This is a genomic window from Aliidiomarina sp. B3213 (assembly GCF_003290085.1).
Classification (GTDB): Bacteria; Pseudomonadota; Gammaproteobacteria; order Enterobacterales; family Alteromonadaceae; genus Aliidiomarina.
This window is the reverse complement of record NZ_QMKJ01000002.1, coordinates 367,261-391,830: the sequence shown is the minus strand read 5'-3', so window position 1 is coordinate 391,830 and position 24,570 is coordinate 367,261. Positions and strand designations below refer to the sequence as shown.

General features: G+C 45.8%; 22 protein-coding genes. 11 read left to right on the top strand and 11 right to left on the bottom strand.

Features of this window, described 5'->3' with window-relative positions; translation table 11 throughout:
- Positions 1-10: 10 nt before the first annotated feature.
- Positions 11-418, top strand: a complete 408-nt coding sequence (gene mutT, locus DQX04_RS07015; protein ID WP_207801100.1) for an 8-oxo-dGTP diphosphatase MutT — start codon at positions 11-13, stop codon at positions 416-418.
- Here the strand turns inward: mutT and yacG are convergent.
- From yacG to DQX04_RS06975, 8 genes are all read right to left on the bottom strand, one after another.
- Entirely contained in the window at positions 380-580 is a 201-nt protein-coding gene (yacG, locus tag DQX04_RS07010; protein WP_111915187.1) for a DNA gyrase inhibitor YacG, read from the bottom strand. The genes mutT and yacG overlap by 39 nt on opposite strands.
- Before the next feature lie 13 nt (positions 581-593).
- Entirely contained in the window at positions 594-1,223 is a 630-nt protein-coding gene (gene coaE / locus DQX04_RS07005; RefSeq protein ID WP_111915186.1) for a dephospho-CoA kinase, read from the bottom strand.
- Complete coding sequence (locus DQX04_RS07000; RefSeq protein WP_111915666.1) at positions 1,220-2,050, bottom strand: A24 family peptidase; 831 nt, start codon at positions 2,048-2,050, stop codon at positions 1,220-1,222. The genes coaE and DQX04_RS07000 overlap by 4 nt, the downstream gene beginning before the upstream one ends.
- 55 nt (positions 2,051-2,105) lie before the next feature.
- Positions 2,106-3,290: a type II secretion system F family protein gene (locus tag DQX04_RS06995; protein WP_111915185.1), complete on the bottom strand. Its 1,185-nt coding sequence runs from the start codon at positions 3,288-3,290 to the stop codon at positions 2,106-2,108.
- Positions 3,278-4,258 (bottom strand): GspE/PulE family protein, encoded by a 981-nt coding sequence (locus tag DQX04_RS06990; RefSeq protein WP_111915184.1) that lies wholly within the window; start codon positions 4,256-4,258, stop codon positions 3,278-3,280. Before DQX04_RS06990 ends, DQX04_RS06995 begins: the two co-directional genes overlap by 13 nt.
- 3 nt (positions 4,259-4,261) lie before the next feature.
- Positions 4,262-4,720 carry a prepilin-type N-terminal cleavage/methylation domain-containing protein gene (locus DQX04_RS06985; RefSeq protein WP_165831959.1) on the bottom strand — a complete coding sequence of 153 codons (459 nt, stop codon included), beginning with the start codon at positions 4,718-4,720 and terminating at the stop codon, positions 4,262-4,264.
- A gap of 100 nt (positions 4,721-4,820) precedes the next feature.
- Positions 4,821-5,714, bottom strand: coding sequence for a carboxylating nicotinate-nucleotide diphosphorylase (gene nadC, locus DQX04_RS06980; RefSeq protein ID WP_111915182.1), 894 nt, complete (start codon positions 5,712-5,714; stop codon positions 4,821-4,823).
- A gap of 21 nt (positions 5,715-5,735) precedes the next feature.
- Positions 5,736-6,272, bottom strand: a complete 537-nt coding sequence (locus DQX04_RS06975; protein ID WP_111915181.1) for a TIGR02281 family clan AA aspartic protease — start codon at positions 6,270-6,272, stop codon at positions 5,736-5,738.
- A 103-nt stretch (positions 6,273-6,375) separates the two neighbouring features.
- Here DQX04_RS06975 and ampD point away from each other — a divergent pair, with 103 nt between their 5' ends.
- The 10 genes from ampD (at position 6,376) to DQX04_RS06925 (ending at position 20,851) form a co-directional block, all read left to right on the top strand.
- Positions 6,376-6,942: a 1,6-anhydro-N-acetylmuramyl-L-alanine amidase AmpD gene (gene ampD / locus DQX04_RS06970; RefSeq protein WP_111915180.1), complete on the top strand. Its 567-nt coding sequence runs from the start codon at positions 6,376-6,378 to the stop codon at positions 6,940-6,942.
- Positions 6,939-7,733, top strand: coding sequence for a regulatory signaling modulator protein AmpE (gene ampE, locus DQX04_RS06965; RefSeq protein WP_111915179.1), 795 nt, complete (start codon positions 6,939-6,941; stop codon positions 7,731-7,733). Before ampD ends, ampE begins: the two co-directional genes overlap by 4 nt.
- Before the next feature lie 114 nt (positions 7,734-7,847).
- A complete protein-coding gene (gene pdhR, locus DQX04_RS06960; protein ID WP_111915178.1) occupies positions 7,848-8,609 on the top strand; it encodes a pyruvate dehydrogenase complex transcriptional repressor PdhR in 762 nt (253 codons plus the stop codon).
- Positions 8,610-8,638: 29 nt separating this feature from the next.
- Positions 8,639-11,305 carry a pyruvate dehydrogenase (acetyl-transferring), homodimeric type gene (aceE, locus tag DQX04_RS06955; RefSeq protein WP_111915177.1) on the top strand — a complete coding sequence of 889 codons (2,667 nt, stop codon included), beginning with the start codon at positions 8,639-8,641 and terminating at the stop codon, positions 11,303-11,305.
- Between the two features lie 10 nt (positions 11,306-11,315).
- Entirely contained in the window at positions 11,316-13,025 is a 1,710-nt protein-coding gene (gene aceF / locus DQX04_RS06950) for a dihydrolipoyllysine-residue acetyltransferase (protein ID WP_111915176.1), read from the top strand.
- Between the two features lie 117 nt (positions 13,026-13,142).
- Positions 13,143-14,570: a dihydrolipoyl dehydrogenase gene (lpdA, locus tag DQX04_RS06945; RefSeq protein ID WP_111915175.1), complete on the top strand. Its 1,428-nt coding sequence runs from the start codon at positions 13,143-13,145 to the stop codon at positions 14,568-14,570.
- Positions 14,571-14,686: 116 nt separating this feature from the next.
- Positions 14,687-17,446 carry a bifunctional diguanylate cyclase/phosphodiesterase gene (locus DQX04_RS06940; RefSeq protein WP_111915174.1) on the top strand — a complete coding sequence of 920 codons (2,760 nt, stop codon included), beginning with the start codon at positions 14,687-14,689 and terminating at the stop codon, positions 17,444-17,446.
- Between the two features lie 5 nt (positions 17,447-17,451).
- Positions 17,452-18,054, top strand: coding sequence for a GTP cyclohydrolase II (gene ribA, locus DQX04_RS06935; protein WP_111915173.1), 603 nt, complete (start codon positions 17,452-17,454; stop codon positions 18,052-18,054).
- Positions 18,055-18,175: 121 nt separating this feature from the next.
- Positions 18,176-20,224 carry a M13 family metallopeptidase gene (locus DQX04_RS06930; RefSeq protein ID WP_111915172.1) on the top strand — a complete coding sequence of 683 codons (2,049 nt, stop codon included), beginning with the start codon at positions 18,176-18,178 and terminating at the stop codon, positions 20,222-20,224.
- Positions 20,225-20,296: 72 nt separating this feature from the next.
- Positions 20,297-20,851: a hypothetical protein gene (locus DQX04_RS06925; RefSeq protein ID WP_111915171.1), complete on the top strand. Its 555-nt coding sequence runs from the start codon at positions 20,297-20,299 to the stop codon at positions 20,849-20,851.
- On the opposite strand, the gene DQX04_RS06920 is transcribed toward DQX04_RS06925, so the two are convergent.
- The 3 genes from DQX04_RS06920 to DQX04_RS06910 are packed head-to-tail and all read right to left on the bottom strand — an operon-like array spanning position 20,817 to position 24,532.
- Complete coding sequence (locus DQX04_RS06920) at positions 20,817-21,821, bottom strand: LacI family DNA-binding transcriptional regulator (protein WP_111915170.1); 1,005 nt, start codon at positions 21,819-21,821, stop codon at positions 20,817-20,819. The genes DQX04_RS06925 and DQX04_RS06920 overlap by 35 nt on opposite strands.
- Before the next feature lie 27 nt (positions 21,822-21,848).
- Entirely contained in the window at positions 21,849-23,174 is a 1,326-nt protein-coding gene (locus tag DQX04_RS06915) for a glycoside-pentoside-hexuronide (GPH):cation symporter (RefSeq protein WP_111915169.1), read from the bottom strand.
- Positions 23,171-24,532, bottom strand: a complete 1,362-nt coding sequence (locus DQX04_RS06910; protein WP_111915665.1) for a GH1 family beta-glucosidase — start codon at positions 24,530-24,532, stop codon at positions 23,171-23,173. The genes DQX04_RS06915 and DQX04_RS06910 overlap by 4 nt, the downstream gene beginning before the upstream one ends.
- Positions 24,533-24,570: the final 38 nt, after the last annotated feature.

Genomic DNA, 24,570 nt, shown 5'->3' with positions numbered 1-24,570 from the left:
CGAGGACAATATTGTGAAACGAGTTCATGTTGCCGTTGCTGTTATTGTAAATAACGAACAAGAAGTTTTGCTTAGCTTTCGTGCAGCAAACCAGCACCAAGGAAATTTATGGGAATTTCCAGGCGGAAAAGTGGAAGTGGGTGAAACGGTACAACAAGCCTTAACTCGAGAATTGCTAGAAGAGTTAGCTGTAGAGGTGCGAAGCGCTGAGCCCCTTATTGAAATAAGTCATGACTATGGTGACAAGACAGTGCTACTAGATGTTTGGTGGAGTGAGGACTTTAGTGGAGAACCTCACGCGAATGAAGGGCAACCTTGGAAGTGGGTGCCTCTTCATACGTTGTCAGATTATGAATTTCCTGCGGCGAATGCGCCTATTTTAGAAGCCATCAACCGAAGAGTCGGATTCGTTGGCTGAGGGAGGAAGCTCTTCCCCTGGAATTCTTTTTTCCTCACTTGCCCATTCACCCAAATCAATGAGTTTGCAGCGTTCGCTGCAAAATGGACGGTACTTCGCTTCAGATGTCCACTTTACTTTGGTATCGCAAGTGGGGCATTGAACTGTAGTTGTATTCGGCATGGTTCCTCTAAATTTATTTAATGGCGCGAGCAAGCTCTAAGTACTTTGCGTGGAGCTCATCGACTTGTTTGTTCAAAAATGACTGAGGGCCGCTATTATCGATAATATCGTCGGCTTTTTCCAATCGTTCATTACGACTTATTTGTGCTTTAATAATCGATTCAACTTGTGTTTGGTTTACTTTGTCTCTTGCGGAGGTTCTTTCGATTTGAATATGCTCCGGCACATCGACGACAAGATCTCGATGTGTGATGGCATCTAGATTATTTTCAAACAATAGAGGGGCACTCAGAATAACGTACGCAGATTGTGCGGAACTTAGTGCATCTACGATATGTTTGCGTATAACCGGATGCATCAGTTGGTTTAGCTTGGTTTTTTCGTCTGGGTTAGAGAAAACGATTTCCCTGAGTTGAGCACGGTTGATACTCCCATCTTCGTTGATTACTTTGTCGCCAAAGTGTTTAGCAATTTCAGTAAGTAATGGGGAACCCACGGTAACTACTTCTCGTGCGATAATGTCAGCGTCGACAACCTTGATGCCTTTTTCTTCAAACAGGGCACTTACAGACGATTTACCACTTCCGATACCACCGGTTAAGCCAACAATAAATTGCGTTGAAGGAAGGTTGGGTGAAGTCATGTATTTAATTCCCAATACCAAGTATAGATTTCTGCACCCCAAAATAGAGCAACTACACCTGCAGCGGCAATAAATGGACCAAATGGCATTGCTTGTCCCGCCTTAGACTTCTTTAACAACAGAAAAGCTATGCCAACGAGGGCTCCAATGACTGATGACGCCAACACAATAAAAGGTAAAAACTTCCAGCCAAGCCACGCGCCAAGAGCGGCTAGCAGTTTAAAGTCTCCGTAGCCCATACCTTCTTTACCGGTTGCTAGCTTGAATAGCCAAAATACAGACCATAAAACCAAGTAGCCTGCTGTGGCACCGATAATAGAGTCGATGGGAGAGATAGGGAGAACGGAGATGCTGAGAATTAAGCCGAGCCAAATAAACGGTAATGTTATTTGGTCGGGTAACAGCATTTCATCGAGGTCGATACAGCTTAGCGTAAGTAGAATGAGTAGAAATGCGACATAGCTAAGTGCCAATAATGTAAACCCAAACTGGTAAACCGAGGCCCAAGTCAAACATGCAGCAGCCAGCTCTACGATTGGATAGCGAATAGAAATTTTTGCGCTGCAATGTCGGCACTTTCCACGCTGGAGCGCATAACTCAATACGGGGATATTCTCATACCAACGCAGTGACGTTTCACAATGAGGGCAGCGTGAGCCGGGTACTGCTAGATTAAACTTGTCAAATTGCGGAGGTGCTTGTTTTGTCGATTCGGCGCAGTCTATTTGCCACTGCCGTTTTAACATTACGGGTAGGCGCGCAATAACCACATTGAGAAAGCTGCCCACCATTAGGCCAAATAAAAAAGCGAATACCTGGGCTAGCATGGGTTCTTGTTGTAATAGTTCTAACACGCACTTTCTCCTTGGTGAAAAGACAATGTTACCCCACTGTTTGCCCTAACTGAAATAGCGGAAGATACAAAGCCGCCATTAAGCCAGCCGTAATAAGACTCATAATACTAAGCATGATGTGCGGAATAACTTGTAAAAGATGCTGCTGCCGCTGTTGTTGGGTGCTTTCAAGCTGATGCACCACAAGTCGAAGTTGTTGAGTGAGACGGCCGCTTTGCGTACCTATGGTTATCATCGCGGTAAATCGTTCGGGTAGACGTAATAACTGAAATATACGCTCTATGGGTTGACCGCGATGGACAAACTGGAGGGCTGTGAGCCACAGGTAGGTACGAAGTGTGCATTTAGAGTGAGTGGAAAGTGTTCTGCAAATATCTTGTATGGGCATATTTTGCTCAAGCCCTTTGAGCATGAGCCCTAGCTCGATTGCTGTAGCTTTTAAAAACATGGGACTCAATGCGTTAGAGAGCTGCCAAATCTTAGATTTCAAATAGAAGCTGTTTTTCCATAAACGAAGCGCGCCATTGAGCAATAAATAGAGACTTGATGCAATTAAAGTTATGACGGCAAGGTCTTGCAGCGTATAAAAATCACTGGGGTTTAATATAACCCGAGTAAGTCCAGGTAGTTCGGCCCCTGTTTGTGCGTATAGATTGGCGAACCTTGGGAAAATAAAGAACTTGAGTCCCAGAATAAGCATAACGCCTAAAATTAAAACCATCACAGGGTAGGCCATCGACTTCTTTAGCTGTTGGTAGCTGTAAAGTTGATGTTCGAAGTCGTCGGCAATATCTTTAAGCACGGCCTCTAATGAACCGCTTTGTTCGGCGAACTGTATTTGTCGTATGACATGGGTGTCTTTGGCGAGGAAACTGCGAAGTAATCCTTGGGATAGAGGACGACCTTGCTCGACCTGCTGTATGCAGGAATGCGAAAGCTGACACTCTTGCTGTGTCGTTCCATGCATCAATAAACTATGTAATGCTGCATGGTGGTCAAACCCAGATGCGACTAATTGATGCCAACCGTGGAACCAACGCCAACAGGCACGCAAATACACAGATTTAGTCTTCTTTAAGTCGGGTAAAGTTCGAACAGACTTTACGTGGTGCTCTTGTTGCCAGAGTTCGATAATGAGTAATGACTTACTTTCTGCCAAGCGTACGCCCGAATGATCTGCGGTTCGCCACTTCAACCATTTCAATGTTCGCATACAGTTTCTTGACCGTTTCCTAATGCATTTTTGATTTGATTCCAGCAGTTGCTGCTGTTTGAGTGCGCGAGTAGGGCATGACTAAGCTGCTCGGTCATGGGGTTTATGTCGAACACACCCTTTCGTTGTTTGCCAATAGTCACAAGGCGTTGGTTCATCAACAATCGTAACGAACTAGCAATTTGCACTGCTGAACATTGCAGCTGCAATAGCCTGACAATGGCAGCAAGTCCATTACTCGCATGCAGTGTGGCGAGGACTAAATGCCCTGTTTGAGCCGCTTGTAGGGTTACTTCCGCTGTTTCTGCGTCTCTAATTTCTCCTACCATAAGTATGTCGGGGTCTTGTCTGAGTAACGCTCTTAGGCATTGCGCAAAAGAGCGATGGAAGCTGGAGTTCACCTCTGTTTGGTTTACACCGTCTATCGGAACTTCGACAGGGTCTTCAACGCTACTGATGTTAAGGCTGGCATTATTGAGCGATTCTAACATGGCATACAGCGTTGCGGTCTTACCGCTACCTGTAGGACCTGTAGTTAAAATCAGCCCGTGCGAATGAACGAGCTGTTGCTGAACTATTTTGAGTTGCTCGGGTAGCATTCCCAAATGGTCAAGGGATATCAATGTACCCTGCGTGTTCAGCAGACGTACCACTGCTTTTTCACCCCAAATGGTGGGCATAACATTTAAACGGCAATCTATATTTTGGTGTTCAACTGCCAATTGAAACCTACCGTCTTGTGGTGTTTGGCGCTGAGTCACGTCCATATTGGCCGCATTTTTTAACGCTGCAATGCACTGAATACCCTGTGATTTAGGTAGTTTTTCCACAATAGACAAGCGGCCTAAAATCCGAGAACGAACTATGAGGTGTTCTTTCGACGGCTCAAAATGCACGTCGGAGGCTTGCGTTTGGCAGGCATTCACAATGAGTTCGTGAAGGGCTTTAGGTAGGTTAGCGGTTTCCATAGGTTAACCCTCTAATGAGCCAATACAACGAGAGATGCGAGGTTGAAGGGTGAAGTCAGAACAAAAGACTTGCCATGAAATTTGAGTGTCGGTTGTTTGGGGTACTAACTCTACTTGAATCGGCTCTCCGGTTGTGTCGGTTGCCGCTAAAGTGGCAGCAATAGAGCCAGTATTGGAGCCGGAAGCTATTGCTGTAATACCTTCTGGAAAAATTGATGGTGACGCCGGTATGCCTTGTGTACCTAACTCATTGCAACTATTAAGCGTCCCATACTGCTGCCAACACAGCGTAATTCCAGTTTGCCACGGCTGTAAGCCGAGTAAGGCTGTTGTGGCGCGAGAACGTTGGGTGTAGTCGGTGAACGCTGGAATAGCGACTGAGCTCAGGATGCCTAAAATGGCCACAACCACCATGAGCTCGATTAAACTAAACGCCCTTTGTTTGATACTTGCTTGATTCACACTCACCTCCTTGTTTGCGAACAAAGAAGGTATAGTGTTTAAGGTAAAAGGTAGCGAACTTAAGTGAGCTATTTCAGCAATAGCTCACATGCTTTTCGGCTTAGGTTTCAATAAACCTCATGGATAAGTCTAGTGCTTGTACGTGTTTGGTGAGCGCCCCTGAGCTTATGTAGTCGACGCCCATAGCTGCATAGTGAGCCAGTTGATCGGCGGTGACATTGCCTGAGACTTCTAATTTAGCTTTTCCATGGGCTTGCTCAACAGCGGAGAGAATGTCTTGGTCGGAAAAGTTGTCGAGCATAATAACGTCGGCACCTGCTGTTAACGCCTGTGTTAATTCCTCCAAACTTTCTACTTCCACTTCTACCCATTTACTCGGCTGGTTGATACGAGCTTGTGATACTGCTGCATCAATTCCCCCGCAGGCTGCGATGTGGTTTTCTTTAATCAGGTACGCGTCGTACAAGCCGATTCTATGGTTGGTGCCACCACCACATTGTACCGCATATTTTTGCCCTAACCGCATACCTGGTAGCGTTTTACGAGTGTCTAATAACTGTGTCTGACTGCCTTTTAAATGCGTCATAGCACTTGCTACGGCGCTTGCAGTACCACTGTAGGTTTGCACAAAATTGAGTGCGGTGCGCTCGCCCGTAAGTAAGCTTCGTGCAGAGCCTTCTAATGTGAAAAGAGTTTGGTCTTCATGGACGTTGTCACCGTCATCAACATGCCAAGTGATGCTCACCGTGTTGTCGAGCTGGCGGAATGTTTCATTCACCCAAAGCTTGCCGCAAAATACGCCAGGTTCGCGCGTAATAACCCGAGCCAGTGCTTGCTGCTCACTGGGGATTAACATGGCAGTAATGTCGTGCTCACCAGAAATAGAAACAGTGTCGGCAGGCAACCCTAAATCCTCTTGTAATGCGCGGGTAACTTCCTGCTGCACAGAGTCTTCTAATTCGGGCGTAATAACGGGTTGAACTGCATTAGTCATGTAATTGTCTCGGTCTTAATTCTAGGGGTAAGAAGTGTTTTTGCGCTGACGAATCGTGAGTTGCCCGTCGCGCTGATTGAATTCTAACGCGCGAAGGGCGCTCATGCCTAGCAGTATATGCTCACTGTCGTAGTCGGGTACTACACTTGCGGCCACGCCTGTAAGTTGAATTTCTCCTAATTGCAGCGTGTTCACTTCGGTTTGATAGGCTGTGGCAATACCGTTGGCGGTTTGTACTCGAATCGGCGTGCCTTGTTGCAGATTAAGCCGCCGCGCGAGCCGTCCTGGTATAGCTACTTGTGTTGCACCCGTGTCGAGTAAAAAGGTGACCGGTTCATTGTTGATATATCCATTGGCAACGTAATGCCCTGCACGGTTCTGTTGCAACACCACAACAGCGTCTGAACCTTGTTGATAGGTTTCTACCTGTTGATTCGGATTGAACTGAGCTTCGAGTGCGTCATTAAAAAACCAATACAATAGGCCCAACGCAGCAATCCATGCGAACCAGTTAAAGAATTTTCCGATTTGTGCAGTATTGTCGTTTGTACCGTTCATCTTTTGTATGCTCAATGTCTGATAACTCGATCTTCTCGCAAAGGTGTCGTTATAATCAACTCAAGTTAAAATAAATTATACCCATAGTGATTAGGGAAAGATCTTGAAGATTCAACAACACGTTGTAAAAGAGGGTGTCTTTCGAGCGTCACCACACGCAGACGAAAGGCCAGATAGTAATGATATAAGTTTGCTGGTTATTCACGGCATAAGTTTGCCTGCGGGGCAGTTTGGTGGTCCTTATATTGATGATCTATTTATGGGATGCCTAGATTGTAAAGCCGATAGTAGCTTTGGTGAGCTTGAAGGATTGCGGGTCTCGGCGCACTGTTTAGTAAGAAGAAACGGGGAAGTGATTCAATACGTTCCATTTGACCGTCGAGCGTGGCACGCAGGTCGCTCAGCGTTCAAGGGGCGAGAGCGTTGTAACGACTTTAGTATTGGTATTGAACTTGAGGGAACGGACACCACACCCTACACTGATTTGCAGTATGAGAAATTAGCTGAACTCGCGGCTGCCATTATGCTCGACTATCCAGACATTACGTTAGATCGTATAGTGGGGCACGAACACATTGCTCCAGGTCGGAAAACAGACCCAGGCGAAGCTTTTAATTGGTCACGCTTTATTGACGAAGTTCGTCAATGCGTAAAAAGGACAACTGAATGATCGTATTTTCTTTATTTTTAGCTTTGGCTTTAGAGAGGCTTCGTGTCACGCCTGCAGGTTGGGAGCTGGACGAGAAAGCCCGCAGTTTTGATGCTTGGCTAACAGGGCATCGAACCTTTGGTAGTGCGCGGCAAAATACAACATTTGGTCCCTTTCTGCTTCTTATTCCTGCGTTTATATTAGCTATTTTACTACTGATGAGCGACCAGAGTTTACTTCTGCTGCTTGTTAATGTGTTAGTACTTACTTTGGTTATTGGCTGCAGAAACAAAAGAGATGCAATGCGTGAATGGTTTTTGGCAGTGCAAAGAGAAGATTTAGCAAGCCAAAAGGAACAAGCGGAAAAATTTTTAGGTGATGGGGCCGGTCCGGGAGCCTCTATAGGTGACCATATTTTATGGCTTAACTTCCGTTTTTACTTTGCGGTAGCTCTTTGGTTTGTGCTGTTAGGAGCGCCAGGTGCTTTAGCTTATGCGTTCTTCCGAGCCAACGCAGACCGCGTAGGTGCATTCATGGACTGGATTGACTGGATTCCTAGTCGTGTAGCTAGTTTCGCATTTTTGTTAGTAGGTAATTTCTCGAAAGCGCTACCGGTTTGGCTGGAACATTTAACTAAAGTAGAAGCTTCACAAGAAACATTGCTCACCATTGCCCGTTCCGCAGAGGAAATACCCAGCGGTGATGTTGCGGTAAACGCCGAGCCAGAGGCAATGTTGGCATTAGCTAGAAGAAGTACTATTTTGCTTTTGGCTGCTATTGCACTCGCCACACTGTTTGGTTGGGTGGTATGACCATTGGCTGAAAACTCAAGATTCCAATAGGCGGTACTAGAAAGATTATAGCAATAGCGTTATAATTTTCTGGAAAATTGGTAAGACCAAATAACCAGAGGGTATGCGCAAACCATGGTTGCTGTTGGAAAAATCAAGCACACCAAGCTTTCAGACGTCATTGTTGGCCAGATGGAAGCTCTTATTGTTGACGGGACATGGCCCGCCGGCACGCGCTTGCCTGCTGAACGAGAACTAGCGCGGCAATTCGAAGTTTCCCGACCTTCATTACGCGAAGCTATCCAAAAGTTAGAAGTGCGTGGTTTAGTTAGCCGTCGCCAAGGCGGAGGCACCTATGTTACCGGTGCTCTAAATCAGCAGGTTTCTGACCCTTTATTCGACTTACTCTCTCGTCATCCGGAATCACAATTCGACTTACTAGAATTTCGTCATGCGCTGGAGAGTGTGTCTGCTTATTTCGCAGCGCTTCGCGGTACCGACGACGATCTTGAGCGAATTAAAGAGAGTTTAGCTACGGCTACCCAGTCGGAATTGTCGGTAGAAGCGCAAGCTGATGCGTTAGTTAAGTTTTATACCACTGTGGCGGAAGCTTCGCACAACTTGGTGTTGTTACATTTAGTGCGAGGCATGCAGTCGGTACTACGAGACAATATTTTTAAGAATCTAGAACAGCTACAAAACCGTAGTGATGTTCGAGAGCAGTTGCATGTTCATAGGAATGCTATGGTTAAGGCTATTACGGACAGGCAACCTGAACAAGCGCGAGAGGCGTGCCATGCGCATCTTGCCTACATTGAAAATATTCTTTTACAACTGAATAGAGAACAGGGGCGTCACGAGAGAGCGCTCAGACGATCTCAGGACACAGTGTCCTGAATCACGAATTTTAAGTGAAAGGAGCCGTTATGGCAGAGCATGATCATAAAGATGTCGATCCACAAGAAACGTTAGAGTGGGTAGAAGCGCTAGAGTCAGTATTAGATGCTGAAGGTCCGAAGCGTGCGCATTATATTTTAGAACAACTTATTGATAAGGCACGCAGAAGTGGTGCTTACCTACCTTATCAACCGACAACAGCTTACTTGAATACTATTCCGGTAAGCCAAGAGCCGGTAATGCCAGGTGACCAAACGCTTGAGTCTAGAATTCGTGCTGCAATTCGTTGGAATGCGTTGGCTATGGTGTTGCGAGCTTCTAAGAAAGAGCTTGAATTAGGCGGACACATCTCGAGCTTCGCTTCTTCTGCGATGCTTTATGACGTTGGTTTCAACCACTTCTTCCGTGCGCCAGGGGAAGATGGCGGCGACTTCCTATTTATTCAGGGACATGCGTCTCCTGGTATCTACGCGCGTTCATTTTTAGAAGGCCGTATTACTGAAGAGCAGCTAGACGGTTTTCGCCAAGAGGTAGACGGAGAAGGTTTGCCGAGTTATCCGCACCCGAAACTTATGTCGGACTACTGGCAGTTCCCAACGGTGTCTATGGGTCTTGGTCCGATGCAGGCGATTTACACCGCACGTTTCTTGAAGTATCTGACCGACCGCGGCATTAAAGACTGTTCTAATCAGCGCGTTTACTGCTTCCTCGGTGATGGTGAAGTAGATGAGCCAGAAAGTTTAGGTGCTATTGGTCTTGCTAGTCGTGAAGGCTTGGACAATTTGACGTTCGTGATCAACTGTAACCTTCAACGTCTAGACGGTCCTGTGCGCGGTAACGGTAAGATCATTCAAGAGCTTGAAGGCACATTCCGTGGCGCAGGCTGGGAAGTGATTAAAGTGATTTGGGGGCGTTATTGGGATCCTCTTCTTTACCGTGACACTGAAGGCAAACTTGCTGAAATTATGCAAACGAGCGTGGACGGTGAGTACCAAAACTATAAAGCGAAAGGCGGAGCATACACCAGAGAACATTTCTTCGGAAAAACTGAAGAAACTAAAGCTATGGTGGCCAACCTTTCCGACGAGGATATTTGGCGTTTGAATCGTGGTGGCCACGATCCAGTTAAGGTTTATGCTGCATATAACAAAGCCGTAAATACGAAAGGTCGCCCACAAGTGATCTTAGCGAAAACGGTGAAAGGCTACGGCATGGGTTCTGCTGGTGAAGGTAAGAACGTAGCGCACCAAGTGAAGAAAATGGATATGGACGCCATTAAACACTTCCGTGACCGTTTCAATATCCCAGTGAAAGACTCTGAGCTTGAAGACATTCCGTACTACCGCTTCCCTGAAGACAGTGAAGAGCTTAAATACTTGCGCGAACGCCGTGAAAAGTTAGGTGGTTCCATGCCTGTGCGTCGCCAAGAAGCAGACCAGACTCTAGAAGTTCCAGGTTTGAAGGCATTTGAAGCTGTTCTGAAAGGTTCTGGTGATAGAGAAATTTCAACCACAATGGCATTTGTACGTGTTCTAACAGCAATGTTAAAAGACAAGAAAATTGGCCAACGTGTTGTGCCTATCATTCCAGACGAAGCTCGTACTTTCGGTATGGAAGGTTTGTTTAGACAAGTAGGTATTTACTCGAGCCAAGGCCAGAAGTATACGCCGCAGGATGCCGACCAAGTTGCGTATTACCGCGAAGATAAAAAAGGCCAAGTTCTGCAAGAGGGTATCAACGAGCTAGGTGCTATGGCGTCTTGGGTCGCTGCGGGTACGAGTTACTCGACCAACAACGAGCCCATGATACCGGTTTATATTTACTACTCGATGTTTGGCTTCCAACGCGTTGGTGACCTTGTATGGGCCGCTGGCGACAGCCAAGCAAGGGGCTTCTTAATTGGTGGTACAGCGGGCCGTACAACGCTTAATGGCGAAGGCTTGCAGCACCAAGACGGACACAGCCACCTGCATTTCGGTACTGTTCCAAATTGCGTAACTTACGACCCAACCTACGGTTATGAAGTGGCCGTGATTGTACAAGACGGTATGCGTCGTATGTTCGCAGAGCAGGAAAATGTTTTCTATTACATCACCGTGATGAATGAAAACTACAAACAACCAGAAATGCCTGAAGGCGCTGAAGAAGGTATTTTGCGAGGTATTTACGAGCTAGACCAAGTGAAAGCCACTAAGAGTGCCGGTGAAGTGCGTTTAGTTGGTTCTGGTACTATTTTACAGGAAGTGCGCAAAGCTGCAGATATCTTGAAAGATAAATACAACGTGAGCTCTAAAGTTTATAGCGCAACCTCGTTTAACGAGCTAGCGCGTGACGGCTTGGATGTTGAGCGTTACAACATGCTCAATCCTTCTAAGAAAGAGAAGAAGGCATTCGTTACAGGTGTTCTTGAGAGTGGTAAGGGTCCTGTAATCGCTGCAACAGATTATATGAAGTTGTATGCGGACCAAGTACGTGCATGGGTTCCGGGATCGTACCGTGTGTTAGGCACAGACGGTTTTGGCCGCTCAGACAGCCGTGACAACCTACGTCGTCACTTCGAAGTGAACGCTAACTATGTAGTTGTTGCAGCGCTTGCTGAACTTGCTAAGTCTGGTGATATCGAGAAAAAAGTGGTGACCAAAGCGATTAAAGACTTGGGCATCGACGTTGAAAAAATTAACCCGCTAAACGCATAAGGAGTAGATGATGGCAGATTTAAAAGATGTCCTCGTACCCGACGTAGGCGGGGAAGCGGTTGAAGTTATCGAAGTCTTAGTCAATGAAGGCGATACGGTTGAAGTAGAAGACGCGCTAGTTACAGTGGAGAGTGATAAAGCGTCTATGGATATTCCTGTACCGTTTTCAGGCACCGTTAAGTCGTTAAAAGTGAAAGTTGGCGACAAAATTAGCGAAGGTGACTTGCTAGCGCAGCTTGCTGCTGAAGAAGAGTCACAAGATGAAGCTAAGGAAGAAGAGCCTGAAGAAGAAGAGCAAGATAGCTCTTCTGAATCGGAAGACAAAGGCGATACAGAGTCTTCAGATTCAGAGCAAAGTGACACAGAAGAAAGCTCTGGAAGTAGTTCAGAAACCGAGTCAGAAACGATTGAAGTTAAGGTTCCTGATATTGGCGAGTCTGGTGAAGTTGAAGTCATTGAAGTTTTGGTTGCTGAAGGCGACGAAATTGCGGTTGAAGACGGCTTAATCACACTTGAAACCGACAAAGCAACGATGGACGTACCTAGCCCTAAAGCAGGTAAGGTTGTGTCGTTGAGTGTGAAAGTTGGTGACAAGGTTAGCGAAGGCTCGGTAGTTCTGAAATTAGAAACACAGAGTGAGCAAAGTAGCTCTTCAGAGTCTAAGCCTGAACCTAAAGAGGACGAGTCCAAAACTGAAAAACAGTCAGAGCCAGAAAAGGAAGAGAAGTCGAGCAAGTCGGATAGGAAGCCTCCGGTACCAGATCACCCATTAGGGCGTAAGGAAAAAGGCGGAAAACTACCTCATGCTTCTCCTTCTGTGCGCAGGTTGGCTAGAGAGTTTGGCGTAGAGCTTGAAAACGTAAAAGGCTCGGGACCAAAAGATCGTATTTTGAAAGAAGATGTGCAGTCTTATGTGAAATATGAGCTTTCTCGTCCGAAAGCCTCTGCCGCACCAGGTGTTGGTGGAGAAGGTGGCTTGCAAGTTATTGCGCCACCTAAAGTCGACTTTAGTAAGTTTGGTGAAATTGAAGAAGTGCAATTGACACGTATTCAACGTATTTCAGGTCCAAACTTGCATCGCAATTGGGTCACCATTCCTCACGTGACGCAATTTGATGAAGCTGACATTACAGAGCTTGAAGCATTCCGTAAAAGTGAAAACGAACAGCTTGCAAAACGCAAAGCCGACGTTAAATTCACGCCGCTAGTGTTCATTATGAAGGCTGTTGCGAAAGCATTGCAGGAATTCCCTGTGTTCAACTCGTCATTGCATGAAGACGGTGAGCACCTGATCATGAAGAAGTACATTCATATTGGAATTGCAGTAGATACGCCAAACGGTTTGGTTGTTCCGGTGATTCGCGATGTGGACAAGAAAGGAATCGTGGAGCTTTCACGTGAACTGACTGACGTAAGCTTGCGTGCTCGCGACGGAAAACTGAAAGCTGCAGATATGCAAGGTGGCTGCTTCTCCATTTCAAGTTTAGGTGGTATCGGTGGTACTGCGTTTACTCCAATCGTAAATGCGCCAGAAGTTGCCATTCTAGGTGTGTCAAAGAGCGACATAAAACCGGTTTGGAATGGATCAGAGTTTGAACCGAAGCTGATGTTGCCATTGAGCTTGTCGTATGATCACCGTGTGATCGACGGAGCCGTTGCAGCACGATTCACGGTTTATCTGAGTCAGGTATTGTCAGATATACGCAAAATTATTCTGTAAATTGAACCACGTCTTGCCGTTTGGGCAAGACGTAGCGGTTATTTCTCGTTACAATATGGCTCGCGATTCGGGTCAACGTGTCGAAACCGTACTTTGACTGAAATAATAGGGGTCAACATGAGCAATGAAGTTAAAACACAGGTAGTGGTTCTAGGCGCAGGTCCTGGCGGCTACTCTGCAGCCTTCCGTGCTGCTGATTTAGGATTAGACGTAGTATTAGTAGAGCGCTACAGCACCCTGGGTGGTGTATGTTTGAACGTGGGTTGTATCCCTTCAAAAGCGCTTTTGCACCTAGCTAAGCATATTGAAGATGCGAAACATCTAGGTGACGCAGGTGTTGAATTCGGCACCCCGAAAATTGATTTAGACAAGATTCGTGAGCACAAAGACAAAGTGATTGGCCAACTTACGGGCGGCCTTGGACAAATGTCTAAAATGCGCAAAGTAAAAGTAGTTACCGGTAAAGGTGAATTTACGGGAGCGAACGAACTTAAAGTTGTGGGTGAAAAAGAAGAAACCACGATTAAGTTCGACAACGCTATTATTGCAGCTGGTTCTCAGCCTGTTGAATTGCCATTTATCCCTCATGACGACGACAGAATTTGGGACTCAACAGATGCACTTGAGTTACCGTTTGTACCGAAGAAAATGCTTATCTTGGGCGGTGGTATTATCGGTCTAGAAATGGGCTGCGTATACAATGCGCTAGGTACCAAAATGGACGTGGTTGAGTTTATGGACCAACTTATTCCAGCTGCCGACAAAGATTTGATTAAAGTATTTACCAAGCAGATGAAGTCGAAGTTCGAGAACATCATGCTGGAAACAAAAGTAACTAAAGTTGAAGCGAAAAAAGACGGCATTCACGTTACTTTTGAAGGTAAAAACGCTCCAGAAAAACCGGTTAAATACGACGCAGTACTTGTTGCTGTAGGTAGAACACCGAATGGTAAGAAAATTGCTGCAGACAAAGCAGGTGTAAATGTTGACGACCGTGGCTTTATCAAAGTTGATAAGCAGATGCGTACCAACGTAGACAACATTTTCGCGATTGGCGACATTGTTGGCCAGCCTATGCTTGCGCACAAAGCTGTTCATGAAGGGCACGTAGCAGCGGAAGTTATTTCTGGTAAGAAACATTACTTCGACCCGAAAGTGATTCCTTCAATTGCTTATACTGATCCAGAAGTAGCATGGGCAGGCTTAACCGAGAAAGAAGCGAAAGAGCAAGGTATTGCGTACGAAGCAGCAACTTTCCCTTGGTCTGCTTCTGGCCGTGCAATCGCATCGGGCGCTACCGATGGTTTCACTAAGCTTATCTTTGAAAAAGAAACACACCGTATTATTGGTGGTGCTATGGTTGGTTCTCATGCGGGCGAACTTCTTGGTGAAGTATGCTTAGCGATTGAAATGGGAAGTGACGCAGAAGACATCGCACTTACTGTTCATGCTCACCCAACGTTGCACGAGTCTGTTGGTTTAGCTGCAGAAGTGTATGAAGGTTCTATTACTGACTTGCCAAATAAAAAGGCAAAAAAGAAGTAATAGATAGATAAAGCTTCATGTTTGGAAAGCCTTGTGTCCGCACAAGGCTTTTTTTTATAACCATTTCTGGCTAAAGTGGCAAGAGCACTCTTTACGCTTCATAAAGGATACCTCGCTTGCGTAACTACTTGAGAACCCATCCGTCACCTGCTGGCGCGACATACTATACCGTTGTTATGGCTGGTGTGCTGATTGGCTTAGTGGGTATTGGCTTGGAATATAGGTTTGGTAACGATCAACCTATTATGAGTGTCCTTTCTTTAACCGCCTCGATCATAGCTTTGATTTCCGGTATAGCGCTTTATATCGTTATGCGCGGTAGTTCGGTTATTCGTGTTGCTTTGGGTACGTTTATAGCGCTTATGTCGATGTATTCCATTACCCGCAGCGTTATTTTAGAAGATGCGATTATTGGTGATATTGGTCCTATTGGCTCTAGTGCGCATTGGCCGCTGGCCGCCCCGTATTTAATTTTTGGTCTGTTGATAGCTGTTGGGGTTCGGTCCGACTGGCGGAAGCAGCTTTGGCAGTATGGTGGTGCGGCAATGATCATTTGGGGCATCATCCTCAGCCTGTTTTCATGGTTTCAACTGACTTACACATGGGTTGCTCCTCATCCAATGGTTGCGGATATCGCGAGCCGTTTCGTCATACTCATTGGTATTGCTGTTTGGTTTGGTGGTGAGCACGGTATAAAGCTCAATCGGTTGCCGTCTACCCGTGGTTTAATCGTGGGTTTCTTGGGTGTGTTGTTACCCACTATGGTTTGGTTTTCACTGTCTGTAAAAGAGTCTCGAGCCGTTGTATACAGCGGAATGGAACTCGTAGAGGAAGTTGCCACACGCAGAGAACAAACGTCTTGGCGTAATGTAAACCTTATCATTCGACTGGTGTCGAGTTGGTCATCTGTTTCAGATTCCGAGCTAGTTGATTATCAAGAGCAAGATATTTTACGTTTACTGAATGACGAGCCCCAGATTCTTTCAATCATGGTTTTTGACCAAAACTGGAACGTTCTGGTGGAAAAAAGTTCAGACCGAAGTGCTTACTCCCACTACATTACAGCGACAGACTTTGAGCCGTTCGAAGACGTTCGACGCTGGATAAATCATAGCCCTGAATCTCGTTCAGTTACGGTGCCTATGCACTCTATTGAAGAAACCGCTACGCCAGTCATACTGTTCAGACAACCTATGTATCGAAATGAGCAGTTATATGGGTATGTAGTAGCAGTGTATGACTTCGCAAAGTTGGTCAACCCATCTACGATTGAGTTGAATTCCGAATTTAAAACTAGCGCAAGTATTGGTCCTTATTTATTAAGTAGTCGCGGTGATTTTACCGAAATCTTGTTGTCTAACGACGGTCACCGTCATTCGTTGTTTTTGTATCAACAAACAATGAATTTGCCATATATGCCAGAAACTGAACTTTCGGTTTACCTAGACGACACTTCTGAGCTCAGAACGACCTCTAATATCCAAGCGTTTGTTCTGGTCAGTGGCTTCTTGGTAGCTATTTTCCTCGTGATAAGTTTAGAGAACAGTAAGATATTACGCCGACAACGAAAACAACTTAAGCTGCAAGCTACAGAAGATGAGTTAACCGGGTTGGCAAACCGGGCAGTATTGGAAAGTCATTTGGAAGTTTTATGTGAGCGTTACCGCTTTAAAGGCGACGGCATTGCAGTTTTGTTTGTGGATTTGGATGGATTCAAACCGATTAACGACAGTTTAGGCTTAGAGGTCGGTGATGCGTTGCTGAAGGAAACTTCAGCAAGGCTTAAGTCTTTAAGTCCAAATCATGTTCTGGTTGCACGTTTTGGCGGTGACGAGTTTGTCATGGTAGTTCGGCGCAACACCGAGCAGCGCAAGTTAAATAAATTGATTCAAGATATTCTTGCGAGTCTGGCACAGCCATTCGACATCGATGGTAATAAAATTTACTTAACAGCAAGTATAGGTATTACGACAACGGACGAAACACCGCCATCTCCAAGGCTGCTGATTCAGCATGCCGACATGGCGATGTTTCAGGCCAAGCGCCGCGGTAGAAATCAGTCACAGTTATTTAGCCGGACCATGGTAGAAAAGTTCCACGAAGCTGTATCTCTAAGAAACAAGTTACAACAAGCACTAGACAACAAAGAACTGTCGCTACACTACCAGCCAGTAATGTCTGCGGTGAGCCGTGAAGTTATTGGCGTCGAAGCTCTGCTGCGTTGGGAAATTGCTCCAGGAAAGTTTATCTCGCCAGCAGACTTTATCCCGCTTGCTGAAGATAGCGGACAAATTATTCCAATTAGTGAGTGGGTTCTGGAGCAAGCAACACAGGATGCATTAGCGTTGCAAGAATATGGAGACATCATTCTGTCAGTGAACTTGTCTGCTGTGCAGTTCCAGAGAGCGAACTTTATCGACAGCTTGAAAACTGCGCTCGCCAAAAACAATTATCCTTCTGAAAAGCTTCGCTTAGAGTTAACTGAGAGTATATTGGTAGAAGATCAGCGTGAAGCAATTAACATCCTAAACCGTATTAGAGAGTTAGGGATGTCGGTGTCTATTGATGACTTTGGTACCGGCTTTTCAAGTTTGAGCTATTTGAAGAATCTACCAGCGGATCAATTGAAAATTGATCGCAGTTTTATTGCAGACATTGTGTCTGAAAACTCTGACGGGGCTATAACTCGTGGTATTATAGCCATGGCTTCGCAATTAGGGATGCATATTGTCGCCGAAGGTGTAGAAACTGAAACCCAAGCTTCATTCTTAGAAAAAGCGGGCGTGAACGCAATGCAAGGTTTCTACTTCGCTAAGCCTATGCCTATTGAGAACGCCAAAGAGTTTATCGCTAAACACACGTCACAAGAGAAGTAGTAAAAATGAGCTCGAGCAATGAACAGCCAGTTGTGGTGAAAGCCGCTGAAACCAAATTACCCACACCTTTTGCAGAGTTCCGGCTGGTTGGTTTTACCGACCGGCATGGCAAAGAGCATGTGGCTATGGTACTTGGCGATGTTGCTGATGGCGAACCTGTACTCGCGCGAGTTCATTCTGAATGTTTAACCGGTGACGCACTATTTAGCCAACGCTGTGATTGCGGTCCACAGCTTTATTCTGCGCTAGAGAAAATAGCTAAAGCGAAACGAGGCGTGCTGGTTTACTTAAGGCAAGAAGGGCGAGGTATTGGACTCATTAACAAGCTTCGGGCTTATGCCGAACAGGACAAAGGGTTGGATACTGTTGAAGCAAATGAAATTCTTGGATTTCAGGCTGACGCTCGGGAATATGACATTGCAGCAGGAATCTTTGAGCTGCTGGGTGTAAGTAGCGTACAACTGATGACTAACAACCCTCGAAAATTAGAGGCACTGTCTGAGTACGGTGTGAAAATAGATACGCGAATTCCTCATATTACCGAGGGAACCCCCCATAATAAGCACTACTTGGAAACTAAAAGCCGGAAGTTCGGACACCTATTTTAAGGTTCAAGTCGTAGCATCTCGTTACAAAAACGCAAGAACAATGCCTTTTGTCGAATTTCGATTGGAATTAGACTTGTTGGGGTATAGAACTACCTCCGCATCCAACAAAGAGGCATGAAGTATGTTGAAAGTTAAATTAGCTGCTGCGAGTATCGCATTGGCACTTGGTCTGGCGGCGTGTGTCAGTACCGACGATAACGATACCACAGCGTCCACAGATCTAACTTCTGGCTTAATGCTAGAAGACTTTGATACCAGCGTTCGCCCACAAGACGACTTGTTTATGTTTGTGAACGGCTCTTGGTATGAGAATACTGAAATCCCTAGTGATCGTTCGCGCTTTGGTTCATTTGATATGCTAGCGCGTCAAAACGAGACACGTTTACGTAGCATTATCGAAGACGCTGCTGACAAGAGCGCAGCAGAAGGCACCAATGAACAGAAAATTGGTGATTTCTACAACAGCTTTATGGACGAAGAGCGTATTGAAGCTCTCGGTTTAAGCCCAATTCAGCCTATGCTGGCTCAAATTGGTGGCATTAATAGCCATGAAGAACTAACGACTACCATGGCTTCTATGCGCCGTGACGGTTTAGGCGGCCCTCTCGCGTTCTATGTGTCTACCGACGCAAAGAACCCTGAAGTTTACGCACTTCATTTAGTACAGTCTGGTCTTGGCTTACCGGATCGCGATTACTATTTCCGCGACAACGCTGAGTTCGAGAACATCAGAACTAAGTATGTTGAATATTTAGAAGCGATGTTTGCAGAGCTTGGTCATGAGAATGCAGCAGACGCTGCACAGCGCGTTTACGACTTAGAGTTGTCACTTGCCGAGCACCACTGGACGCGTTTGGAAATTCGCGACGCTGAAGCACGCTACAACAAAATGTCGATTGACGAAGTTCGTGCTTTAACTGGCGACATTAACTACGACGCAATGGCGGAAGCAGCAGGTGTAACAGCGGCAGATTACGTGATTGTAAATACGCCTTCTTACATTGAAACTTTAGGTGAAATGTACACCGATGTAGACCTTGCTACTTGGAAAGACTATCTGCAAGTTCGCTTATTGAGTAGCTTTGCTTCTCGTCTACATAGCACAGTTGCAGATCTTCAGTTCGACTTCTACTCAACTACATTGAATGGTACTCCAGAACAGCAAGAACGTTGGAAGCGCGGTGTTCAAGCGACTAACGGTGCGTTAGGCGAAGTGCTGGGTCAAGAATACGTAGCACGCCACTTCCCACCTGAAGCAAAAGAGCGTATGGGTGAGCTTATTGATAACCTATTGGTTGCGATGGAGCAGTCTATTAACGAACTTGAGTGGATGACACCAGATACTAAAGTAGAAGCGCTTGAGAAGCTTGCTAACTTTACACCGAAAATTGGTTACCCAGACGAGTGGAGAGACTTCTCTGACTTGGAAATCATGCCAGGTGACTTAATCGGCAACACGATTCGTGCAGCAAACTTTGAATACGACGAAAACATTGCAGATATCGGCCAACCGGTAGACCGTTCACGCTGGGGAATGAACCCACAACGTGTGAACGCATACTACAGCCCAACTGCTAACGAAATCGTATTCCCAGCGGGTATCTTGCAGCCTCCGTTCTTTGACATGAATGCGGACGATGCAGTGAACTATGGTGGTATCGGCGCAGTTATCGGTCATGAGATCGGTCACGGCTTTGACGACCAAGGTTCACGTTACGACGGTCAAGGTAACCTAAGAAACTGGTGGTCTGATCAAGATCGTGAGCAGTTCGAAGCACTTACTGGCATGTTAGTAGAACAGTACTCTGCATTTGAACCGCTGCCGGGTATGCATATCGACGGTCGCATTTCTCTTGGTGAGAACATTGGTGACCACGTGGGCTTGTTAAGTGCTTATCGTGCTTACCAAATGTCTCTAGACGGTGAAGCATCTCCGGTCATGGATGGCTTTACTGGCGAGCAACGTTTCTTCTTGAGCTGGGCACAAATTTGGAAAGGTAAGTATCGTGAAGACGCGATGCGTGCTCAGCTAGCGCGTGGCCCTCACTCTCCTGCACAGTATCGTGCATTGGGTGCACCACGTAACATTCCTGCGTTCTACGAAGCATTTAACGTGCAAGAAGGCGATGGTATGTACTTAGCTCCTGAAGATCGTGTAATTATCTGGTAATTCAGCTTATTACTTGGAATTATAAACGCCTCAGTGGTTTTCCCCTGAGGCGTTTTTTTTCAAGGACATTCGATGCGTAATTTAAAAGTTTTGCTTGTTTTTCTTATAGGCCTAGCAGCGGTAATCTGGATATTGCGTTGGAAAGGCTCGTCTTCGTTCGTTTTTGCATGGACACTTAATTTCATATTAATGATGGTGATGCTGTTTTATACCGAAACACTCAAGCCCAAACTTAATTGTGCATATTTCGATACGCGAGCGTGGGAGCAAGCAGGAAATGCTTATCGTTACGTTGGTGTTCATATGTTTCGCAAGATTCTAATTTGGACGGGTTGGGAAAGGCTGAATAAACAAGCGAACCCAGTAGGAAAAAAGAAAGAGTTGCTAAAGCAGCTTGAGTACCGAACGCGTGTGTCCGAATTTGGGCATGTCGTAATATTTGTGGTGGTATCGCTTGTGGCCGTCGTGGTGGCGTGGTTACATGGATTGCAAGGTTCCGTATGGTTGATTGCAACCAATATACTGCTCAACCTCTATCCAGTCATTGTACAAAGGTACAATCGTCCGAGATATCAGAAAATCCTTTCAAAAATCAGCAGGAATCCCGAAGCATCAGTCTCGGTTTAAATACCGATTGGATTCTTTCGATGTCTTGTTTGTAAACATGTTTAAGCACCCAGCGCGCGGCCATTTGCCCGATCTCTGCTATCGGATAATCTATGGTGGTTAATTTCGGATAGGTGTAATGTGAGAAATTGACATTATCAAAGCCAACTATAGACAGGTCATGCGGAATATCTAACCCTCTATCATGGGCTACGGCCATCGCACCAGCGGCCATCTCGTCATTTCCGCACACAAGCGCGGTGAATCCTAGCTCACTATGTTTACTGTGCTTAGCGCTTAAATGAGCAAAGCCATGTACGCCGCCTGTTTCTTGGAAGTCTCCCTCGTAGAATAAAGAGATGTCTTCTTCGATGTGGTATTCCTTTAATGCTTGAAGGTGTCCCTTATAGCGCTCACTCGCGTCATTTTTCCACATAGGCCCGGAAATATATGCAATGCGCTTATGACCTTTTCGAAGCAAGAATTCAGTAGCTAAGTAGCCACCTAGTTGATTGTCGAGGGTAATGCAGCGGTCGGAGAGAGCCGCTACCGAGCGGTTAATAATCACGAACGCTTTGTTTTGCTCTGCAAGCTCTTGTAAATATTCGTCACTAACTGATTCGACGTGCAGAATCAGTGCGTCGCAATTACGACTCATTAAAAACTCGATTCGCTCTCGTTCAACTTCTTCGTGACTATGACCTGCTGCAATGATGACGTGCTTACCAGCATTTCTAAATTCCGCCTCAATGCGGCTAATTAACTCACTATAAAATGGGCCACCTAATTCAGAAACGAGAATGCCCACACTATTTGAGCGGTTGGTGGCTAGCGATTGGGCAACAGAGTTAGGGCGGTACCCAAGTTCTTTCATTGCCGCTTCTACTTTAATTTTGGTGGACTCGCGAACTGGAGCCGTTTGATTAATGACACGAGAAATCGTGGCAAGGCTCACTCCGGCAAGTTTCGCAACTTCGTATATTGTCGCCATATGTGTTGGGGTCTCGCTAGCTTCTAATTATATTTTTTGTGTGAGCTCTTTAGATATCCGTAAAACACGTGTTTGATCGAGTTTATATCCACGCATTACCCAAGCTACTAATATAGAACAGATTGCCGGTAATACGGTAAAGGCTACGAGAATACCAAATTGACTTTCGGCTGTCTGCGTTTGATCTGCTTGATACCCATATAGGGCGAGCCACCATCCTGCGATAGCCCCACCAATAGCGATACCTATTTTAATGAAGAACACTACCGAAGCATATATTAATCCGGTAGCGCGGATACCAGACTGTTTTTGCCCTAGATCGACAACATCAGCAATTTTTGCCCAAAGCATGGGGGTTGCCATTTGTAAGAAAAATGACCAAAAGAAATAGAGAATAAAAGCGAGTGAAAGTTGGTTAGGCGCAACCCAAAATGCAAGTAGCGAAAGAGCGGCTGCAATAAGTTGTAACGCCTTGTACGCAATAACTTTGTCGACTCGGCGCGTTAGTGGATTCGCTATCGCACAACCTAAAATATTACCCACCATACCAATCGAGACAAATTCTGTGACCAAGTCGTCACGCATCAGGTAATATTTCACATAATAAATGGCGAGCGTATTTTTTATTGCGATACCGGTTAACAGAAGCACTGCAACTATCGCCAAAGTTTTGAGCGCATCATTTTTCCATAGAACTTGGAGCCCACTTTTTAAGGTAAGATTTTGGGAGTGGTTCGGTTGAGTACGCTCTTTCGTACCCGCGAAACATATCAGAAAGAAAATGACACCGAGCACGCTCATGAAGGCGATGGTGAGTTGATAGCCTAGCGCTCTATTTCCATTTCCCAAAGCCTCAACCAACGGCAGCGTACATAACGTGACGATTAGCCCCCCAAGCATACCGAAAACGAATCGGTAGGATTGAACTGACACACGCTCTTCCGGGTCTTGTGTGATTGCTGCACCTAACGCTGAATATGGAATATTAATTGCCGTGTATGCGAGCATAAGCAGAGTGTAAGTTACATACGCGTAAACTAGCTTTCCGGAGCCTGATAGCCCCGGTGTTGTAAAAGCAAGAATACTAAAGACGGCGAAAGGAATAACGAGCCAGATTAAATACGGCCTGAATTGGCCGAAGCGGGTTTGAGTTTTATCTGCGAGTAATCCCATTAGCGGATCAGTGACTGCGTCTATCAGTCTGACCACTAAAAACATAGTTCCTACGGCCGCTGCGGAAATACCAAATATGTCGGTATAGAAAAATGCCAAAAATAGCATGACCGTTTGAAAGATAAGATTGCTAGCAGTATCACCCAATCCATAGGCCACTTTCTCCTTACGAGAGATCATAAGCCCTCCACGGACTGATTCTGTAGTTTCCTATCGAGCCACAGGGCTCTCAAAGCCTTAGCACTATCTTTCAATATTCTTTCCTGTGTTTCAAAGTCAACATACACAATACCAAAACGCTGCGTATACCCCTCAGCCCACTCAAAATTGTCGAGCAAGCTCCAAGCGAAATAGCCACGTATCTCTACACCAGCTTCTATTGCGTCATGGACCGCATGCAGGTGCCTTTGATAGTAATCAATTCTTGCGATGTCGTGAATACTTCCTTGATCGTTATAGTCAGGGAATGCTGCTCCATTCTCCGTAATATAGATCGGAGGAAGGTTGTCGAAGGTTTCGTTAAGCTGAACGAGTATTTCAGTGAAACCTTCCGGGTAAACTTCCCAGCCCATTGTTGTGAGGGGTTCTTTTGTCGCGGGAACATCGGAGAACCAGTTATTTTTCTCTCGAAAAACCGTTTTGGTGTAATAGTTCACACCTACAAAGTCTATATGCTGGGAAATTACCTCCATATCTCCTTGCTCAATTTCAGGATATTCATCCTTCTTGAGTGGATAAATGGGGGTTGGATAGGTACCAGTCAAAATAGCCTGCAAATACCATAAATTGTGGTAAGTGTGCCCTGCAAGTGCCGCACGGCGATCAGCTTCGGTTTCTGTCGCTGGGTAACACGGACTAAAGTTGAGAACAATGCCATGCTCTGAATTTGGTGCATACTTTCTTAATACAGGTAGTGCGAGTCCGTGGGCGAGTAATAGGTAATGAGCTGCTTGTCTGCCACTTTTGCGATTCTTATGGCCTGGTGCATGAATGCCCGCTTCGTAGCTTAAGTAAGCGCTACAGAATGGCTCATTGATTGTGGAGTATTGAGCTACCTTGTCACCCAGGGCTTTTACGACAACTTCAGCGTATTCGGCAAATCGGTATGCCGTTTCGCGATTAAGCCAGCCCCCTCGGTCTTCGAGATACTGAGGCAAATCCCAGTGGTAAAGCGTGACATGAACTGCGATACCTTTTGCCTTGAGCGCATCTACAAGTTTCACGTAAAAATCTAATCCGACTCTATTCACACTGCCGTCAGCGTTGATGACGCGTCCCCAAGCTATAGAGAACCTATAGGCCTCCGCTCCTAAATTAGCGATAAGCTGAACGTCCTCTTGCCATTTTGCAACGTGGTCGCACGCTACTATACCGTTAGAACCGTCTTTTATACGTCCCGACTGAGAGCAAAAGGTGTCCCAGATGCAAGGCTCCCTTGTGTCCGCAGAACCTTCAATTTGGAATGAGCTGGTCGCAACTCCAAACATAAAGTGTGAAGACTGTAGTTTAGACTGCTTGGGTAAAGTGATTTTCTTCATAAGCATTGCGAATCCGTCTAATTATGCTATAAATGAAA

Excerpts from the sequence above, each read along its gene's own strand:
- yacG (WP_111915187.1), bottom strand. The coding sequence starts at position 580 with ATGCCGAATACAACTACAGTTCAATGCCCCACTTGCGATACCAAAGTA.
- coaE (WP_111915186.1), bottom strand. The coding sequence starts at position 1,223 with ATGACTTCACCCAACCTTCCTTCAACGCAATTTATTGTTGGCTTAACC.
- DQX04_RS07000 (WP_111915666.1), bottom strand. The coding sequence starts at position 2,050 with ATGCTAGCCCAGGTATTCGCTTTTTTATTTGGCCTAATGGTGGGCAGC.
- DQX04_RS06995 (WP_111915185.1), bottom strand. The coding sequence starts at position 3,290 with ATGCGAACATTGAAATGGTTGAAGTGGCGAACCGCAGATCATTCGGGC.
- DQX04_RS06990 (WP_111915184.1), bottom strand. The coding sequence starts at position 4,258 with ATGGAAACCGCTAACCTACCTAAAGCCCTTCACGAACTCATTGTGAAT.
- nadC (WP_111915182.1), bottom strand. The coding sequence starts at position 5,714 with ATGACTAATGCAGTTCAACCCGTTATTACGCCCGAATTAGAAGACTCT.
- DQX04_RS06975 (WP_111915181.1), bottom strand. The coding sequence starts at position 6,272 with ATGAACGGTACAAACGACAATACTGCACAAATCGGAAAATTCTTTAAC.
- ampE (WP_111915179.1), top strand. The coding sequence starts at position 6,939 with ATGATCGTATTTTCTTTATTTTTAGCTTTGGCTTTAGAGAGGCTTCGT.
- pdhR (WP_111915178.1), top strand. The coding sequence starts at position 7,848 with ATGGTTGCTGTTGGAAAAATCAAGCACACCAAGCTTTCAGACGTCATT.
- aceE (WP_111915177.1), top strand. The coding sequence starts at position 8,639 with ATGGCAGAGCATGATCATAAAGATGTCGATCCACAAGAAACGTTAGAG.
- aceF (WP_111915176.1), top strand. The coding sequence starts at position 11,316 with ATGGCAGATTTAAAAGATGTCCTCGTACCCGACGTAGGCGGGGAAGCG.
- lpdA (WP_111915175.1), top strand. The coding sequence starts at position 13,143 with ATGAGCAATGAAGTTAAAACACAGGTAGTGGTTCTAGGCGCAGGTCCT.
- ribA (WP_111915173.1), top strand. The coding sequence starts at position 17,452 with ATGAGCTCGAGCAATGAACAGCCAGTTGTGGTGAAAGCCGCTGAAACC.
- DQX04_RS06930 (WP_111915172.1), top strand. The coding sequence starts at position 18,176 with ATGTTGAAAGTTAAATTAGCTGCTGCGAGTATCGCATTGGCACTTGGT.
- DQX04_RS06925 (WP_111915171.1), top strand. The coding sequence starts at position 20,297 with ATGCGTAATTTAAAAGTTTTGCTTGTTTTTCTTATAGGCCTAGCAGCG.
- DQX04_RS06920 (WP_111915170.1), bottom strand. The coding sequence starts at position 21,821 with ATGGCGACAATATACGAAGTTGCGAAACTTGCCGGAGTGAGCCTTGCC.
- DQX04_RS06915 (WP_111915169.1), bottom strand. The coding sequence starts at position 23,174 with ATGATCTCTCGTAAGGAGAAAGTGGCCTATGGATTGGGTGATACTGCT.
- DQX04_RS06910 (WP_111915665.1), bottom strand. The coding sequence starts at position 24,532 with ATGAAGAAAATCACTTTACCCAAGCAGTCTAAACTACAGTCTTCACAC.